This is a genomic window from Mesorhizobium amorphae CCNWGS0123, from assembly GCF_001686985.1.
Lineage (GTDB): Bacteria > Pseudomonadota > Alphaproteobacteria > Rhizobiales > Rhizobiaceae > Mesorhizobium > Mesorhizobium amorphae.
In genome coordinates this window covers 376,601-393,776 of sequence record NZ_CP015322.1, presented here as the reverse complement: position 1 = coordinate 393,776, position 17,176 = coordinate 376,601, and the positions used below count along the sequence as shown (strand labels likewise).

General features: G+C 58.3%; 12 protein-coding genes and 4 pseudogenes. All 16 read left to right on the top strand.

From position 1 onward, the window contains the following. Window positions 1-891 precede the first annotated feature (891 nt). Entirely contained in the window at window positions 892-1,431 is a 540-nt protein-coding gene (locus A6B35_RS31760) for an SET domain-containing protein-lysine N-methyltransferase (protein ID WP_006205982.1), read from the top strand. A 220-nt stretch (window positions 1,432-1,651) separates the two neighbouring features. After that, window positions 1,652-2,004: pseudogene (locus A6B35_RS36895) on the top strand (transposase); the annotation flags it as partial. Window positions 2,005-2,651: 647 nt separating this feature from the next. Next, a pseudogene (locus A6B35_RS31755) lies at window positions 2,652-3,224 on the top strand (ABC transporter permease subunit); the annotation flags it as partial. After that, window positions 3,224-3,947, top strand: a pseudogene (locus A6B35_RS31750) (ABC transporter ATP-binding protein); the annotation flags it as partial. The pseudogenes A6B35_RS31755 and A6B35_RS31750, both read left to right, overlap by 1 nt. A 29-nt stretch (window positions 3,948-3,976) precedes the next feature. Then, the gene (locus A6B35_RS31745) at window positions 3,977-4,441 is read left to right on the top strand and encodes a M24 family metallopeptidase (protein ID WP_040584048.1); all 465 of its coding nucleotides are present in this window, start codon (window positions 3,977-3,979) and stop codon (window positions 4,439-4,441) included. Between the two features lie 142 nt (window positions 4,442-4,583). Then, window positions 4,584-5,282 (top strand): M20/M25/M40 family metallo-hydrolase, encoded by a 699-nt coding sequence (locus tag A6B35_RS37435; protein WP_244426114.1) that lies wholly within the window; start codon window positions 4,584-4,586, stop codon window positions 5,280-5,282. Then, on the top strand, window positions 5,279-5,659 hold the full coding sequence (locus tag A6B35_RS37430) for a M20/M25/M40 family metallo-hydrolase (protein WP_244426115.1): 381 nt from the start codon (window positions 5,279-5,281) through the stop codon (window positions 5,657-5,659). The genes A6B35_RS37435 and A6B35_RS37430 overlap by 4 nt, the downstream gene beginning before the upstream one ends. Window positions 5,660-5,837: 178 nt before the next feature. Continuing rightward, on the top strand, window positions 5,838-7,091 hold the full coding sequence (locus tag A6B35_RS31735) for a methylaspartate ammonia-lyase (RefSeq protein WP_006201090.1): 1,254 nt from the start codon (window positions 5,838-5,840) through the stop codon (window positions 7,089-7,091). A gap of 16 nt (window positions 7,092-7,107) precedes the next feature. Further along, entirely contained in the window at window positions 7,108-8,259 is a 1,152-nt protein-coding gene (locus A6B35_RS31730) for a CaiB/BaiF CoA transferase family protein (RefSeq protein WP_040582405.1), read from the top strand. A 106-nt stretch (window positions 8,260-8,365) separates the two neighbouring features. Further along, entirely contained in the window at window positions 8,366-9,265 is a 900-nt protein-coding gene (locus tag A6B35_RS31725; RefSeq protein ID WP_065518429.1) for an HpcH/HpaI aldolase/citrate lyase family protein, read from the top strand. A gap of 129 nt (window positions 9,266-9,394) precedes the next feature. Further along, entirely contained in the window at window positions 9,395-10,321 is a 927-nt protein-coding gene (locus A6B35_RS31720; protein ID WP_006200072.1) for a LysR family transcriptional regulator, read from the top strand. Between the two features lie 199 nt (window positions 10,322-10,520). Beyond that, window positions 10,521-11,954, top strand: coding sequence for an NAD-dependent succinate-semialdehyde dehydrogenase (locus A6B35_RS31715; protein ID WP_065518372.1), 1,434 nt, complete (start codon window positions 10,521-10,523; stop codon window positions 11,952-11,954). A gap of 6 nt (window positions 11,955-11,960) precedes the next feature. Beyond that, window positions 11,961-13,505, top strand: a complete 1,545-nt coding sequence (locus A6B35_RS31710; RefSeq protein WP_006200078.1) for a fumarate hydratase — start codon at window positions 11,961-11,963, stop codon at window positions 13,503-13,505. A 506-nt stretch (window positions 13,506-14,011) separates the two neighbouring features. Beyond that, complete coding sequence (locus tag A6B35_RS31705; protein WP_006200079.1) at window positions 14,012-14,509, top strand: Lrp/AsnC family transcriptional regulator; 498 nt, start codon at window positions 14,012-14,014, stop codon at window positions 14,507-14,509. A 160-nt stretch (window positions 14,510-14,669) separates the two neighbouring features. Then, on the top strand, window positions 14,670-16,076 hold the full coding sequence (locus tag A6B35_RS31700; protein WP_040581983.1) for an aminotransferase: 1,407 nt from the start codon (window positions 14,670-14,672) through the stop codon (window positions 16,074-16,076). A gap of 423 nt (window positions 16,077-16,499) precedes the next feature. Next, window positions 16,500-17,149: pseudogene (locus A6B35_RS31695) on the top strand (leucine zipper domain-containing protein); the annotation flags it as partial. Between the last annotated feature and the right edge of the window lie 27 nt (window positions 17,150-17,176).

Genomic DNA, 17,176 nt, shown 5'->3' with positions numbered 1-17,176 from the left:
AACAAAGATGGCGCGGGCAATCGGGCGATGCTGAGAACGAAGAAGGTTATCGGAATCCAGGATCGGTTGCGGCTGCATGATCGACCTGCAGCAAACAGCCCAGAGCCGGTAAGCAGGTGTGAGAAGGCGACGCTCCGAATGGGACAACGATCGAACTGATCTGGATCAGGAAATCCAGCTGGAGCCAAAGAGCCGATGCGCTCGTTGTTGAGATTTGGACCTGATTTGCAGATCACCTTATCGCAACGGCTTGTGGAAATGCCGCACATGAAGGCCTGACAGAAGACCGCACTCGATCACACATCCAAAAGAGCCAGAAGCCTCTTGCATAACGGGCGGCAACTACAGAAGGCTCCACATCCAGGTCAACGGGACTGAAGTGTCGAACAAAGCCGACATCCTCGTCGGGTTTGTCCAACCCGCCACACAGGCTTGTTTTAGCCATTCTCTTGGTTGCCTCGGGTTAAATAGCTGAAAAGCAATCAAAACGTTCTTCTTCCATTCGGTCAGCCATATCGGCACGAATTTTGAAGCCTTCGTTGCGAGGCGGCGAGAGGTGCCGATCGGCGTTAATGTCGCGGGTAACCCAATGGGTGGAACGGAGGAAGGAAAGGAAATGTCAGGGTCTGTGTCACATCGCATTTTACGGCAAGGGGGCATCGGCAAGTCCTCCACCTCCCAAAATAGGCATGGCGCCCTGTGGGATTGAGCGAATGAAACTCACGGCTAATAGGTAAACCGGTAGTGTCCCTGTGCCCGCGAGAAAAAAATGGATGCCAGGAATATATATTCTGCATGATTACAAGCAACGATTGCCATCCTTTCATGTATCGCACGCGACATAAATTATCCCTCAACTAACCTAGTATTGCCATGGAAGAAATTTGGCCCATGACGTCTCCGCACATAAACAAAACCCTATCTATCTTGACGGACGATGTCGACTGCGCTCGGCGACTCAATGCCCGCAACGTGAGTGTCCTCGACACCGGGGCCGATAGGGGCCGCGGCGTATTCGCTGCTCGCGATTTTCTGCCGGGCGAGGTTGTTATCATTGGGCTACTTGACCGCCTGGAAAGGATTCGGACGACAAACTCGATCCAACTGAATTGGGATGTCCATGCTCTCTTTGAGAAGCCGGCTGTCATTGTGAACCATTCTTGTGATCCCAATTTAGCGATCGTCTCTAATCGGTTCGGAGCTTACGATTTTATCGCTATTCAGGAAATCTATTCTGATGTCGAAGTGACCTGGGACTACGCCACCTCGGAGTTCGAATGCATCGGGATTTCAGTTTGTCTTTGTTCGGCGGCAAATTGCCGAGGTGCAGCCGGAGGCTTCTCCAAGTTGCCTCCCGATCATCCGATGGTCCTGTCACGATTCTACGCACCATATCTTGAGGAAACCCTGAACAATTTCCGAGGTAAATAGGTCCAAAACTTGTCGGCACTTGGAACTGTCCCGCCCATACGCACCTCGAAGGCGTGACTTGGCGACGTGATGTCTACCGTCTTGCATGGTGTCGTTGAAGCAGTCGATATTGACCGTCTCGTAAATCCCGCCGATCGATCTTTCGAGCAGTCCGAAAGCTCTAAAAAGAAATGGCCTACCAAGTTCGAAGGACTGTTCGACCCTGCCTGCATACCGAGCGATGAATCTCCGGGACGGAATCGAAACGAGTGAATTGCGTTTCCCAGCCTATATCGCCTCGGCATTGGGTCATGCTGACCGAGGCTGAAGGTCTATCACCAAGGTGCTTTTGCCGGACGAGCGCAAGAGCGTCGACCCGATGGCGGCACGGGTGCAGCCCTGGGCGTGTGCAGGCGGCGTACCAGTCTCTGCATTAGTTCGTGGCGAAAGCGGACTGGGCGCATGATGCCGTGCGTCGTATCGTGCGAGCGCAGGCTGTGTCGGCGCTTTGATCATCAGGGACCGAGCCGCGCTTGGATCGTTGACGACACCGGCTTTCCGGTAGGGGTTGCGCCGCAATATTGCGGCCAACTCCGTAACGACGTAAAAATGCTCTGCCGCGTGGAGCGGAATCGTCCAGTTGAGGTCCGCACCGATCCCTCGGCTCCACATTCCGGTGCAGATCACTGCCTTCACGGCGCGTGACGATCCCTTCTCCTGTTTTGACCCCGGTAAACTGGCCATTCTCCACGATTATTCGGGTGACCGGAGTGCGCTCGAGGATCGTCGCTCCACCCTGTTGAGCGCCGACCGCGAATGCCCGCGCAGTATCGATCGGATTTGTTATCCCGTCCGAGGCGCGCAAAGGTCGATCTGACCAATCTTGCAGCTGGTGGCCCTACCCTGGCCGGGGAGCGCGCAATGACAGGCGCGCGCACCATGCTCTCGCTGGCAAAGGACTATTTGTCCGAACGCCGCGCCCCTTGGTTTCGCCCTCAGGATGCAGGGCCATCAAATCACCGCCTTCGCCTTGTTTGCCGACGAGCGCGGTCACAGTGGCCCGCTCACCAACGATATCGTCCTGAACTGGGTGCAAGGCCAGGCCAAACGGGCCAGTCCTTTCTCATGGGCCCGGCGCCTCGAGGCCCTTCGCCCGTTCGCGAGGTATTTTGCCCGGCTTGGTCCCGGCACCGAGTCCCCACAAGCCGCGACCTTTGGTCGCCAAGGTGCTGGGCATCGTCCAGTCGGGCGCCTACTACAAGATCTTCCTCTACTATCTGATCCTGGGCCTGTGCCTGCTCACCGCCTTCGTCACCATCAGGCTGCGCCGCCTGCCGGTCGGTCGCGCCTGGGAAGCCTTGCGTGAAGACAAGATCGCCTGCCGCTCACTCGGCATCAACACCACCACCACAAAGCTGACCGCCTTTGCCACCGGCGCCATGTTCGGCGGTTTTGCCGGCTCCTTCTTCGCCGCGCGGCAAGGCTTCGTCAACCCGGAATCCTTCGTCTTCCTGGAATCGGCCATTATCCTCGCCATCGTCGTGCTCGGCGGCATGGGTTCGCTGGTCGGTATCGCCGTTGCCGCGATGGTGATGATCGGCGGCACCTAGGCGCTGCGTGAACTCGACTTCCTCAAGCAGATATTCGGGCCGGACTTCACCCCGGAACTCTACCGCATGCTTCTGTTCGGCATGGCCATAGTCATCGTCATGCTCTGGAAGCCGCGCGGCTTTGTTGGCAGTCGCGAGCCGACCGCCTTCCTCAAGGTGCGAAGAGCGGTCTCCGGTTCCTTCACTAAGGAAGGGCACGGCTGATGAATGCGAGCTCGATTCAGGGGACCAATCCGGGCATGAACGACGCCATCCTGCAGGTCGATCATCTGTCGATGAAGTTCGGCGGCTTGGTCGCCATCGGCGACCTCTCCTTCACCGCCAGGCGCGGCGAGATCACCGCGCTGATCGGGCCCAACGGCGCCGGTAAGACCACAGTCTTCAACTGCATCACCGGCTTCTACAAACCGTCGGAAGGCATGATCACGCTCAACCGGAACGCCGGATCGAGCTATTTGCTCGAACGTCTGCCCAACCATGAGATCCCGGCGCGCGCCATGACGCTGCTGGAGAACCTTTTGGTTGCCCAGCACAACAAGCTGATGAAGGCATCAGGCTATACGATCCTTGGCCTGTTCGGCTTCAGCAGCTACCGCAAGGCCTCGGCCGAATCGGTCGAGCTTACCAAGCACTGGCTGGAGAAGGCCGATCTTGTCGACCGTGCCGACGATCCGGCCGGCGACCTGCCCTATGGTGCGCAGCGCCGCCTGGAAATTGCCCGCGCCATGTGCACGGGCCCAGAGCTTCTGTGCCTCGAAGAGCCAGCCGCTGGCCTCAATCCAAAGGAATCGGCAGCACTCAATGCACTGTTGATGGATATCAAGAGCAGCACCCTCGATCCTCCTGATCGAGCACGACATGTCGGTGGTCATGCAGATTTCCGACCACGTCGTGGTGCTCGAATACGGGCGCAACTCCGACGGCAGCCTTGCCATCTGACTTGGGACGACAAGCCGATGCGCGATAACGAGGGAACGTTTTTCGAGATTGCCGGCGTGTACCGGCATTACACCTGGCCGATATCGCGGACGGTTTATCTTGGGAAGCCAAGCGAGACGTTCTTGAATGCTGAGAAGATGACATTAGAAGGAATGGAGGCTGGGCTTGCCGTCCGCAAGCCGGGGGCGAAGGCGGAGGATATCGCAATCGCGTTCTGCGACGTCCTCGAACGCTACGGCATCAAGAAGGAGAACCGGGTCGGCTATTCGGTCGGTTGCGCCTATCCGCCAGACTGGGGTCAACACACCATGAGCCTGCGCCGTGGTGACATGACAGAACTTCAGCCCGGCATGACTTTCCACTTCATGACCGGTCTGTGGATGGAAGACTGGGGCTTTGAAATGACCGAGACCCTCCTCATCACCGAGACCGGCATGGAGTGCTTGGCCAACGTGCCCCGCAAACTGTTCGTCAAAAACTGAAATCCCGCTTGCGAACGCTGAGACCTAGCCGCTCGCATAAACTTGGTGGAGCTCGTAATGTCAGTCGCAACGATCGAAGACACGAAACAGATACTTGATAAGCTGGTCGCGTTCCCGACATTCCTCCGACTCCAACCTTACCATGGTGAATTATTTAGCCGATTTCTTCGGCCAGTTGGGCGCGCGAGTTTTCCTGCAGCACAACGAAGACGGACGAAAGGCCAATCTCTTCGTGACCTTCGGTCCGGATAGGGAAGGGGGTGTGGTGCTCTCCGGCCACTCTGACGTCGTGCCTGTCGAAGGCCAGAAATGGTCGAGCGACCCATTCAAGATGCAGGAGAGTGAAGGACGGCTCTATGGTCGAGGCACATGTGACATGAAGGGATTTCTCGCGTGCTGTTTCGCCACCGCGCGGGGCATGGCGGAAATCAACCTCGTTCGGCCGCTGCATTTTGCCTTTACCTATGATGAGGAAGTGGGCTGCTTTGGCGCTCAGGCGCTGATGAAGGAATTGGCCCGACGTGGGATAAAGCCCTCCGCCGCCTTAATTGGTGAGCCGACGATGATGCGGGTCATCGAAGGCCACAAGGGATGCTACGAATATACCACCAATTTCGTAGGCCTTGAAGGTCACGGATCCCAGCCTGACCTTGGAGTTAACGCCATTCAGTTCGCGGCGCGATTCATCACACATCTGATGGAGCTCGGCGAAAGGCTGAAGGATCGCGCTATGGCGGGGAGCCGTTTCGATCCACCCTGGGCGACGATTCAGGTCGGACGCATTTCAGGCGGCGCCGGCCGCAACATCATCGCCGGGAATGCTCTGTCGAATGGGAAATGAGCCCAGTTCAGCCATCGGACGCCGCCCTCGTCAAAGAGAGCCTCGACACCTTTGTCAATCGGCAGCTCCTGCCAGAAATGACAGCCGTGTCACCCTCTGCCGGCATCGAAACGAACGTCGTCGGCGAGGTGGAAGGACTTCAGGTCGTGGCGCAGTCGGAGGCACGCGATATCGTCTATGAAATCACCGGCGCCAATGGGGCTGACGTCGTCGCGTTCGGTACCGAGGCCGGTCTTTTCCAGGAAGCGGGCGTATCCAATATCATCTGCGGGCCTGGCTCGATCGAGCAGGCCCACAAGCCAAATGAGTTCGTCGACATCGACCAGCTCAAGAGCTGCCTGAAAATGCTTTCGCGCCTGCAAGCGAAACTCGTCTGAAGATGCGGCTTGACGCATCGGGCCGACCAAGGGAAGGCGCCCAGTCATCTGAAAACGCGATGGCACCGTCCGAGACATTATATTGGCGAATCCATCGCCAAGTGGCACATACTTGGCGGGCAACGGATCCAACTACATCCGCCGTCAACGCGGTCCGATAGAAATTGAGCGAGCTGAAGTGCAGATCAAAGATGTCCTCCTCGCGCCCGGCAACGGCGCATTTTTTTATGACGATCAGGCCGCCATTAGATCCGGCGCGACCCAGGACGGCTTCCGCTATGTCGGCGAACCGATAACGCCTGGCTTCACGTCGATTCGCATTCCGGCATCTTCGCTCAGCATCGGGCTCGTCCTTTCCGATGAGACCGTTGTTTGGGGCGACATGATGAACGTCCAGTACTCTGGTGCCGGCGGACGCGATCCTCTGTTCGACGCCAATCAGATGTCAGTTTTCACATCACGCGTGGTCGCGCCCCGGCTTTTTGATGTCGATGTATCTCGGTTTCGTACTTCTTGCGCAAAGGTTTTTGAACCTGTCGAACATCTGCGCTTGCCTCTGGCTGTCGAGTATGGCGTGAGCCAAGCGCTGCTTCGCGCAGCCGCCCACCTACAGCGCAAGACAATGGCGGAGATCATATGCGCGGAGTTCGATCTGCCGCTACCGACGTGCCGCGTCCCAATTTACTGCCAGAGCGGTGACGCTCGCGAAATCAACGTCGACAAGATGATTTTGAAAGCCGTGGATGTACTCCCCCACGGCCTGATCAACTCGCGGCAGAAATTCGGCGTCGACGGCCAGACCTTCATGGAGTTCGTGAAGTGGGTTGCAACGCGTACGCGCCAAATCGGCCGCCCGGGCTATCATCCGATGCTGCATTTCGATGTGTATGGCTGGATTGGCCAGGAAATCGGACTGGAGCCGCAAAGAATCGCCGACTTTATCTGCAAGGTTGCAGATGCCGTCCCGGATTTCACGCTCAACATCGAATCCCCGGCGGATTTTGGTTCGACGGAAGCTCAAATTGAGAACTATGCCAAGATCGTATCGATTTTGGACAACCGGGGTTCCAGCGCGCGCATCGTCGTTGACGAGAGGTGCAACACGCTCGAGGATATTCGGCTCTTTGCCGAAGCCAAGGCCACGCATCTCGTTCAAATCAAGACCCCGGATGTGGGCTCAATTGCCGACACGGCGCGTGCCGTTATTCTCTGCAAGGAGAACCAAGTTGGAGCGTATGTCGGAGGAAGCTGTACCGAGACGGATCTCTCCGCCCAAGCTTCTGTCCACGTATCGGTGGCGACCCAGGCCGACATGATGCTTGCAAAGCCCGGAATGGGTGTCGACGAGGCATTCTCAATTGTTGGGAATGAACAAAACCGGTTGCTGGCGATGCTGAACCGTCGTTGGGCTCAAAACGAAAACCTTGGATGAAAAGCGCGGTGTCGTGATGCGTAGCTGCCTTGAGGGGATCACCGTCGTTGCTGTGGAGCAGGCCGTAGCTGCGCCTTACGCATCGTCTCGCCTTGCGGACGCAGGCGCCCGTGTGATCAAGGTCGAAAGGCCCGAAGGGGACTTTGCCCGAAACTACGACAAGTTGGTGCGGGGACAAAGCGCTTACTTCGTCTGGCTTAATAGGGGTAAGGAGTCGGTCTGTCTGGACCTGAGATCGGTGGCGGACAGCGCCGTGCTGGACACGCTCATTGCCAGTGCTGACGTCTTTATCCAGAATCTGAAGCCGGGCAGTATCGAAAAACTTGGTTTCAGGTCTGCGGATCTCCGTCGACGCTTTCCGCGGCTGATCACCTGCGACATCTCTGGTTTCGGGGAGGGAGGCCCATTTTCGCACCTGAAGGCTTACGATCTGATTGTCCAAGCTGAAACAGGTCTATGCGCAATCACCGGTACCCAACACGGGCCTGCCCGTATTGGGGTTTCGGTTTGCGACATCTCGGCCGGCATGACAGCACATAGCGCCATTCTTCAGGCGCTGTATCACCGCGAGGTCACCGGCGAGGGGGCCAGCATTCAGGTGTCACTGTTCGATGCTGTCGCCGACTGGATGAATGTGCCAGTTCTGCAACACGACTATAGCAGCTACCACACGGTACGCGCGGGCGTGAAACACCCGTCCCTGGCGCCGTATGGCGCCTATCGTTGTGCCGATGGCAAAGACGTCATCTTTTCGGTTCAGAATGACCGCGAATGGGTAAATTTCTGCGAGAAATTCCTTAGGCAGCCGGGGCTCACACGCGCACCTGGTTTTGCCGACAACATGGAGCGCCTCGGTCACCGTGCCCAACTTGATGAGATCATTGAACGGCGGTTTTCCGAACTGTCCTGCCACGAAGCAATGCAGGAGCTTGAGGCGGCCGGTTTGGCATATGGCCGACTTAACGAAGTGGCGGATATTTCAAAACATCCACACATTCGCAGGGTGCAGGTTGGAACACCCGAAGGAACCGTCGAGACGATAGCGCCGGCGGCGATTTTCAACTCGGAGCGCCCTTCGCTGCGCCCAGTTCCGGCTCTTGGCGCTCATACCGAGGCTATTCGGGAAGAGGTTCTGGGGCATTTGCGCGAAAGAGCCACGTCATCGTAAGCGCGCATCTTGTCGGGAAGTTCGGCGCGCTCGCGACGGGCATCGGCTGCCCAGCAAGCTCGCTGCCACCGCCATCGCTAGAATCGACCGCAGAGGCGACTCCATGATCAGGGACACCGTTCCGGCTGTTGAAAGCTCGATGTCTGTACCCCGCTGGAGATCGCTGCTCTTCGTTCCCGCTCACGTTCCGCGCTTTGTGGAGGCGGCTCATGAGCGCGGGGCAGATGGCGTCGTACTCGACCTCGAGGACTCCGTTCCCCAGGATCAAAAGGGTGAGTCACGGCGGCAGCTTTCTGAATCCGTGGCAAAGGTGGGGCGCAAGGGCGCATCTGTTTTGGTCCGCGTGAATCGTGGTTTGCGCGCCTTGGCGGCCGATCTCGATGCAGCCGTAATGGAAGGTGTTGACGCACTTGTTCTTCCGAAGACGGAATCGGCAGAGTGGGTATCAGAGATCGCGAATGCGGTATCGGACCTTGAACGAGAAAGAAATCTTGCGCCGGGACGCATCCGGTTCCTTGCCCAGATCGAGACTCCAGGTGCCTTGCAGAGGCTAGCGGCCATTGCATCGGCGCATCCCAGGATGGTCGCAATGGCGCTTGGTCCTGAAGACTTCAGTGCCGCCGTTGGCGGCGCCCCGGAATTCGACCTTCTCTTGACGCCAAACCTTTCCGTTCTGTTTGCCGCCCGTGCGGCCGGGTTGCTCCCGTTGGGCTTCGTAGGAAGCATCGGCGAGTTTTCGGACACTCATAAACTTCGTGAAGCCGCAGCGCATGCGCGGCGGCTTGGTTTTGCCGGAGCTTTGGCGATCCATCCGACGCAGGTATCCATATTCAATGAGGCTTTCTCGCCAAGCGCACAGGAACTCGAGTGGGCCCATCGTGTTATCGTGGCGGAAAACGATGCCGCCACGCGTGGCCTGTCTGCATTCTCATTGAATGGCAGGATGGTTGATCCCCCGGTGGTTCGGCGTGCCCACGAGATCCTGGCTCTCGCTAGCGACAATTGAGCCCTTAAGTCAGCGGCCGGACAGGCTGTTTTTGAGCCATGGTCCGACGGTTTATTACTTGCCTGCCATCTCGTTTCGAGATAGATATAAAAGCACTGGGGATCATGCCCCGGTTGGATTTATTTCATCGTGGACATCAGGCAGTTAAGATACTTTGTCGGCGTGGTTGAAGCCGGCAGTTTCACGAAGGCAGCTGCAACCCTGAACGTTGCTCAAAGCGCTCTAAGCCTGCATGTGCGTCAACTGGAGGAAGGTTTCGGCACCCAGCTGCTCATTCGCGATAGGACCGGTGTCAGCGTCACGGCGTCCGGAGACAAGCTGCTTGAGCGCGCGCGGATCATTCTGAAGGAAATTCAGCTCACTGAGGCGGAACTGACCAACTCGGTGGCCGCTCCTTCCGGAGAGGTGACCCTTGCCATTCCGTCCGGTGCCGCTCGCGTCCTTAGTGGTCCTCTAATTGAATCGGTAAGAAGTGAATTGCCGAGGATTTCGCTCAAGATGATCGAGGGCATGACGGGACCGCTAGAGGAGTGGATGGCTGCTGGCCGTTTCAATCTGGCTGTCCTTTACCGCACTGCCGAGAGCGTGGGGCAAATGACGGTGCTGGCCCGCGAAGAGTTTTGCCTGGTGGTGCCGCCGGGTCGACCGCCTTTCGAAGATTCGGTCCGGCTCGCCGACCTGCACGCGTTTCCGCTGGCGGTTCCCATGCGCAACAACAATGTCAGGCGTTCGGTGGCTGATGTCGTTGCCCAACACGGTTGTGTGCTGGACGTCAGATTCGAAGTCGACTCCCTTTCTACGATCATCAATATGGTCATGGAAGGAAAGGCGTATTCCATCCTTACCCCTTCGGCCATTCAGAAAGAGGCGTCTCAAGGCCAAGTCCGCACGGTTAAGATCATTGATCCGGTGATTACCCGTTCCGTTGTGCTTGCCGTCAACCCGAAAGACGAGCGCTCTCCAGCCGTCTCTGCGGTCCGCAAGCTGATCCCCAAGGTCGTAAGGACTTTGATCGAGAGCAAGCACTGGTCAGCCACAGCTCCGGACCGGCCTTAGGCACATCCCAAACCAGTTTCAGTGCTATCGCTCCTCCGCGGCTGCTTGAGCGATATCAATCTGGTTTCCAGATGGTTTTGGGCGATATTCAATATTTGACCGGACCCGACCATAGCGATGAGACTGCAGAGAAGCGAGCCCATGGTCCGGATACCGCTTGGCCTCGCACTAGCAGGAATTCAGTCAAGCGGAGCATGCGATGCCCAACGCCACGAGCTATCAGTTTTTCATCAATGGCAGGTGGCGAGCCGGTAGTGACGGAATTACTCTGCCGGTAACCAACCCGGCGACAGAGAAGGTATTTGGCTCGGTGGCCGCAGCTTCAGCGTCGGATCTGGATGAGGCCCTCGCTTCTGCAGAGCGAAGCCGCCGGGCTTGGTCCTCACGGCCTGCAAAAGAGCGCGGCGAGATCCTTGTGGCGGCCGCCAGGATACTGGCCACGAAGATGGGAGACGCAGCGAAGGATTTGTCGACCGAACAGGGAAAGACGATTGCCGAAGCGACAGGTGAGTACGCGCGCGCCGTCGAAACGCTGGAGTGGAACGGCACGCACGCCGAAGAGCTGTCGGCCCCTATTCCGATGGGCCCGAACCGGATGATCGTCCCGGAGCCCCTTGGCGTCGTTGCTGCCTTTACGCCGTGGAACTATCCCGCCGTTCTCATCGCCCGCAAGCTCGCCCCTGCTTTGGCGGCGGGCTGCCCGGTGATCCTCAAAGGGGCTGAAGAGACACCAAGCGCGGCTGTCCACTTCGTCGAAGCCTTGCGACAAGCGGGTATCCCGGACGGCGTGGTCAATCTCGTCTTTGGCGTGCCGGTGCAAATATCCCGGCATCTCCTCAACTCGCCGATCGTCAAGGTCTTAACGTTCACGGGCTCTACCGAGGTTGGAAAACAGCTGGCCAAGCTCGCCGCGAATAACTTGCAGCGGTGCATCCTCGAACTCGGTGGGCACTCCCCGGTCGTTGTATGCGAGGATGCCGACCTGGCAACGGCCATACCGGCAATTTCGGAATACAAGTTCGAGTGCGCTGGCCAGAGCTGCAATGCGCCCAGCAGGATCCTCGTCGCGCGGCCTCTCTATGAGGAATTCCTGTCCCGAATGACCGAAGTTGCCCGCAAGATCAAGATCGGTCCACCGGACGACCCGGCGACTGAGATGGGTCCAATGGCAAACGCGCGGCGAATCGAGGCCATGCAGCGTCTGATCGAGGATGCGGTCGATCGCGGCGCCCGCGTCGAAACCGGCGGCACCCGCCTCGACCAGCAGGGCTTTTACTGGCCGCCAACCATCCTGACAGGGGTGCCAAAGGATGCGAAAGTGCTTCATGACGAGCCGTTCGGGCCGATCCTCACCGTGGCGCCGTTCGACACGATCGAGGAGGCGATCGAAGAAGCCAATGCCACTGAGTATGGCTTGGCCGCCTACTTCTTCACCGGTGTAGCCGATGCGAAACGGGCGCTGATTGGCGGTCTTGCGGCGGGCGCTGTCAGTGTAAATTACCTAAAAGGCGTTTCTAGAGATGCACCTTATGGTGGCGTCAAACAAAGCGGCTATGGATATGAAGGGGGCGAGCAGGGATTGCGGAGCTTCCAAAGCCTGAAACTGGTCAACGGGCTTGGGTCATTCGGATGAGATTCAGTGAATAAAACAACGCGGATCATTGCCGGCAAGGATATTACAAAGAGCGTCGCCGACGCCCTTCAGTACATCTCGTACTACCATCCCCCCGACTACATCCGGTACCTGTCGCAGGCATATGCTCGCGAACAAAGCCCGGCGGCTAAGAACGCCATCGGGCAGATTTTGCTGAACTCCCGCATGGCGGCCTTCGGACGGCGCCCGATCTGCCAGGACACCGGTCTTGTGGTGGTCTTCGCCAAGGTCGGCATGGGCGTCCGCATCAAATCAACGGCCAGTTTCGCGGACCTCGTGAATGAGGGCGTCCGCCAAGCATATCTCGACCCCGACAATCCCCTTCGACCATCGATCGTCTCGGATCCGCTTGCCGGGCGGGTCAACACGCGGGACAACACGCCGGCAGTCGTCCATGTCGACCTCGTGCCCGGCAACCAGATTGAGATCACCATCGCCGCAAAAGGGGGCGGATCGGAAAACAAGGCGCGTTTCACCACTCTTAACCCCAGCGCGTCCGTTGCCGACTGGGTGGTCGACACCGTGTCGACCCTCGGGAGCGGATGGTGCCCGCCCGGCCTGATCTCGGTAGGCATCGGTGGCAGCGCTGAAAAGGCGATGCTTTTGGCCAAGGAGGCCATGAATGAGCCGATCGACATGGCGGATCTAATCGCCAGGGGGCCATCCGGCGCCGAAGAGGCACTGCGGATCGAGCTTTTTGAGCGGATTAACGCGCTGGGGATTGGCGCCCAGGGGCTTGGTGGCCTGACTACGGTCGTTGACGTCAAGGTTGCTACCTATCCCACACATGTGGCGTCCAAGCCTGTGGCACTCATTCCGCAATGCGCCGCCAACCGGCACCTGAAGTTTATCTTGGACGGCACAGGACCCGTACAGCTCCAACCGCCCGACCTTTCCGACTGGCCCCAGATCGGTCATGAGGATTTGCACACAACCGGCGTTCGGCGGGTCAATCTCGATGCGCTCACGAAGGAAGAGACGGCATCGTGGCGCTGTGGGGAAACCCTGCTTTTATCCGGAAAGATGCTGACGGGCCGTGACTCCGCCCACCAGCGAATGGTCGACCTGATCGATGCGGGCGAGCCGCTCCCGGTCGATCTGCGGGGACGCATAATCTACTACGTCGGACCCGTCCGCGCCGTGAGGGATGAGGTCGTTGGGCCGGCTGGCCCGACAACTGCCAGCCGCATGGACGGTTTTACTGAAAAGATGCTCGCCGAGACTGGCCTATTTGCGATGGTCGGCAAAGCGGAGAGGGGCCCGGCAGCCATCGAGTCGATTGTGAGACACAGAACGCCCTATCTCATCGCAGTGGGTGGCGCTGCGTACCTGATTTCAAAATCGATCAAGGCGGCCCGGATCGTTGCCTTTGAAGACCTGGGCATGGAAGCCATCTATGAATTCGAGGTGCAGGACATGCCGGTTATCATGGCAGTCGATGTTCAGGGAAAATCCATTCACAATTCCGGGCCCCTTGAATGGCGCAAGCGCATGGCGGCCGACAGCATCGCCCGCAGTATCGGCGTCTGAGTCTTCCCGGCCGCGCGCTCCGGCCAGACTCCCCCGCTGGATTTTGGGCCGCATCGGTAACACAAGCGGCAACTTGTGGTTCAGCTCCTCGGCGAGCCAGATAAGAAGGCCTTCAAGTCGCATTCGATGCCAAATGCTCGGATGTAAACACTGCATCGAACTGCCGTCCATACGATCGACGCTCAGGGTGCTGTCGAGGGGTGCCAATGAGGTCAAGCACCGGAGATACCAAAAAATGTCACTATCTATCTACGACGAGGTCGCCGCCGCCAGGCGACCACCCCTCTCCAAATGCGTCATCGCCCGCTTATGGGGGAGGGGCAATAGCACAACGGTTCTACAGCCTTTTCTGCTTGGATCGCTCTCAGTCACCTAACTTCGACTACCTCGCAGTGAAGTGTTGCAGGCCGAGGACGGATGACGCCCACTACATTCGCTCGCTTCAATTGATGATAGGATTGGTTGGCACCAATTGCGCCGTCGACCACCGCTCGAGAGCAAAAGTCATGAAGTCAAAACCCGATCCTGTGCGACTAGACGCTTGGGATGTCCGGATTCTGTCAGAGATCCAGTCAGATGGTCGGATTTCGAAAAGCGAGCTCGCAAAGCGTGTTCACCTTTCGGCGTCGGCCTGTTCGGAGCGGCTCCGTGTGCTCCAAGCCGCAGGGATCATTGAGGGCTTCTACGCGCGACTGAGTCCAGCTCTCATCAGGGGCATTATCTCTATAATGGTGGAGGTGGTTCTGGATCGCCATCGTCTCGAGGATCAACGACACTTCGAGACTGCGATCCAGGAGATTCCGGAAATCCTCGACTGCTGGGCTGTCGGGGGGCGGATCGACTATCTGATGCGCGTTTCATCTCCTTCCATGGCTGCGTATCAGGATTTCATGGAGAGATTACTGCAGGCCGGCTTGGGTATCGACCAATACTATAGCCTTGTTGTGACGAAACCTGTGAAATCCAATTCACCGATCCCCTTGTCCGCCCTGAGGCAACGGTAAATCCTCGAAGCCTTGGTTTCCACGGCGATCGGTGCCGATTCCGCGAATTCGTTGGCCAAAGACGCGAATTCCCGCGAAATTCGTGAGGTGTTTGCCGGTATGCTAATTGCCAGGGAGGCGGCTGAGTGTCCTCCGCCGAAGGATCGCAAGGAGAGGAACGATGGGCTTGAGTAATCTGGGAACCGAGCAAATCCGGGAGAAGGATCGAAACTTCGTCTTTCATCCGTCTACGCACTTAGCCAAGCACAGCCGTGGCGAGACGCCAAATCGGATCATGGCCGGAGCGGAAGGCGTCTACATCTGGGATACTGAAGGCCGAAAAAGCCTCGACGGTTTTGGCGGGCTCTATTGCGTCAATATGGGGTATGGCTGCACCGAGATAGCCGACGCCATTGCCCGGCAAGCGCACGAGTTGCCGTTCGCCCATATCTATGCAAGCCAAGGAACCGAGCCAGTCGCCCTCTTGGCGGAGGCCGTGGTCGAATATTTCGGTCAGAACATGCGAAGGGTCTATTTCGGCCTCTCCGGTTCCGACGCCAACGAAACCAACATCAAGCTGGTGTGGTACTACAACAACATTCTCGGCCGTCCTGAAAAGAAGAAGATCATCTCGCGGCATCGCGGATATCACGGGTCCGGGCTGGTCACCGGAAGCCTGACAGGCCTTCCCTTCTTTCACGATTTCTTCGACCTGCCTCTGAATTTGGTGCGCCATACGACGACGCCGCACCATTACCGGCAGGCGCATGATGGCGAAAGTGAGGAAGCGTTCTCCAGGCGCTGTGCCAACGAACTTGAAGCCCTTATCCTCTCTGAAGGCCCGGAGACGGTTGCAGCTTTCATCGGAGAGCCCGTACTTGGGACCGGCGGCATTGTTCCGCCCCCGAAGGGATACTGGACTGCGATTCAAGAGGTGCTTGACAAGCACGATATCCTTCTTATCGCCGATGAAGTGGTCTGCGGCTTCGCGCGAACCGGTAAGAAATTCGGTTCCCACCTTTATGGCATGCGTCCCGATTTCGTAACGATCGCCAAAGGCTTGAGTTCTGCCTACCTGCCCATCTCTGGGTCAATTATCGGCGACCGCGTCTGGTCGGTCTTGGAGCAAGGAACGGAAAAACACGGCGCACTCGGCCATGGCTGGACATATTCCGGTCACACGCTTTGCGCGGCGGCCGCGCTTGCCAATATTAAATTGATAAAGGAAAGAAACATCTTGGAACATGTTCGGGATGTCGGGCCGTACTGGCAGGCCCGCATGAAAGCCGAACTGGACGGACATCCCATTGTTGGCGAGGTTCGCGGCGTCGGCATTCTATCCGCCGTGGAGCTGATGCGGGATCCTAAAGAACGGGTGCCATTCGAGGCCGGACTTCAGGTCGGCGTGCGCGCCGCCGCTGCTCTGTTTGAGAATGGTGTCATCGGGCGAGCTATGCCGCACGGCGATATCCTAGGCTATGCCCCACCTCTGATCGTTACCCGAAAAGAGATCGACATCATCGTCGATGCAACCGCGAAATCAGTCGATACGACCTATCGCGCGCTAAAGGCAGAGGGCGCGGCATAATCTTTGCGGGCGCCAACCAGCATTTTCTTGCCGCTGCTGTCCGGTCCTCCCATTTAACCGCGGCCTTTGGGCGGGGGCCCTGCCGGTGCACCTCCCCGCCGGCAGGGCGCATCTTTGAGACGTTGCAAGTCCACCTGGACTTGCTGCCACCTGCAAGCAAGTTGCCGAAGACCCAAGGAAGGTGCTGATAAGGACAGACATGCAACCTGTCTTCGAGAGATTTCTGGAACGGCTTTGGGACAGCGTCGATGAGGTCGATTTCCGCAGCGCTCTCACCGATTTGGCCTCCCAATTCGACCTGCTCGCCTTCGCCTACCTGTTGCTCCCGCCGCGCTCTAGGTGTGAGCTGTCGATAGGTTGTCCATTCGGACCGAACGGAGGAGACTGGAGTTACCAGGCTTCAGCACTCACCGGAGGATCCGAATGAACATCCACAAGAATGCCCGTCTGACGCCGTTGCGTCGAGAGGAAATGGCTCTTTGGGTCATTTAGGGCCGTCTTTCTCAAGCTCTTGCGGCGCAGGCCTATGGTGTGTCGGCCAAGATCGTGGCGCGATGGGTGGAGCGGTTCAAGGCTGACGGCCGCGCAGGTATGGCCGATCGCTCTTCGCGCCCCAGAAAGCTTTATCGTCCCACCGAGGCAGCCACCGTCGAGCGCATTGTCGCGCTGCGACGCCAGCGCCTGACCGGCAAGCACATCGCGGTTGCCGTCGGGGTCTCGCCGGCACCGTCAGCCGGGTGCTGAGGCGAACTGGCCTGTCGCGGCTGAAGGATATCGAGTCGGCCGAGCCGGTGCGTCGTTACGAGCGGGCGCATCCACCTGGATATCAAGACACTCGGCCGTTTCGAGGCGGTCGGTCACCGCATCACCGGCGACAGAACCAGGCAAAGTTTCGAGGCGAGGCAACGGGTGGGGCGCTGGATGTGAACATGTCCATGTCTGCATCGACGACGTATCACTTTCACCGACATCATGCCCGACCAACCGCCCTCGGCGCGGTCGCCTTCCTCAAACCAGTTGCTGCCTACTATGCTAGCCTTGGCGTCACCGTCTCGCGCGTCATGACCGACAACGTCCTACGAGCGGAAGGAAATGGGGAG

Bases quoted from the DNA above. Each gene is read 5' to 3' on its own strand.
- A6B35_RS31715 (WP_065518372.1), top strand. From the start codon at position 10,521: ATGCCCAACGCCACGAGCTATCAGTTTTTCATCAATGGCAGGTGGCGA.
- A6B35_RS31760 (WP_006205982.1), top strand. From the start codon at position 892: ATGACGTCTCCGCACATAAACAAAACCCTATCTATCTTGACGGACGAT.
- A6B35_RS31730 (WP_040582405.1), top strand. From the start codon at position 7,108: ATGCGTAGCTGCCTTGAGGGGATCACCGTCGTTGCTGTGGAGCAGGCC.
- A6B35_RS37430 (WP_244426115.1), top strand. From the start codon at position 5,279: ATGAGCCCAGTTCAGCCATCGGACGCCGCCCTCGTCAAAGAGAGCCTC.
- A6B35_RS31700 (WP_040581983.1), top strand. From the start codon at position 14,670: ATGGGCTTGAGTAATCTGGGAACCGAGCAAATCCGGGAGAAGGATCGA.
- A6B35_RS31745 (WP_040584048.1), top strand. From the start codon at position 3,977: ATGCGCGATAACGAGGGAACGTTTTTCGAGATTGCCGGCGTGTACCGG.
- A6B35_RS31705 (WP_006200079.1), top strand. From the start codon at position 14,012: ATGAAGTCAAAACCCGATCCTGTGCGACTAGACGCTTGGGATGTCCGG.
- A6B35_RS37435 (WP_244426114.1), top strand. From the start codon at position 4,584: ATGGTGAATTATTTAGCCGATTTCTTCGGCCAGTTGGGCGCGCGAGTT.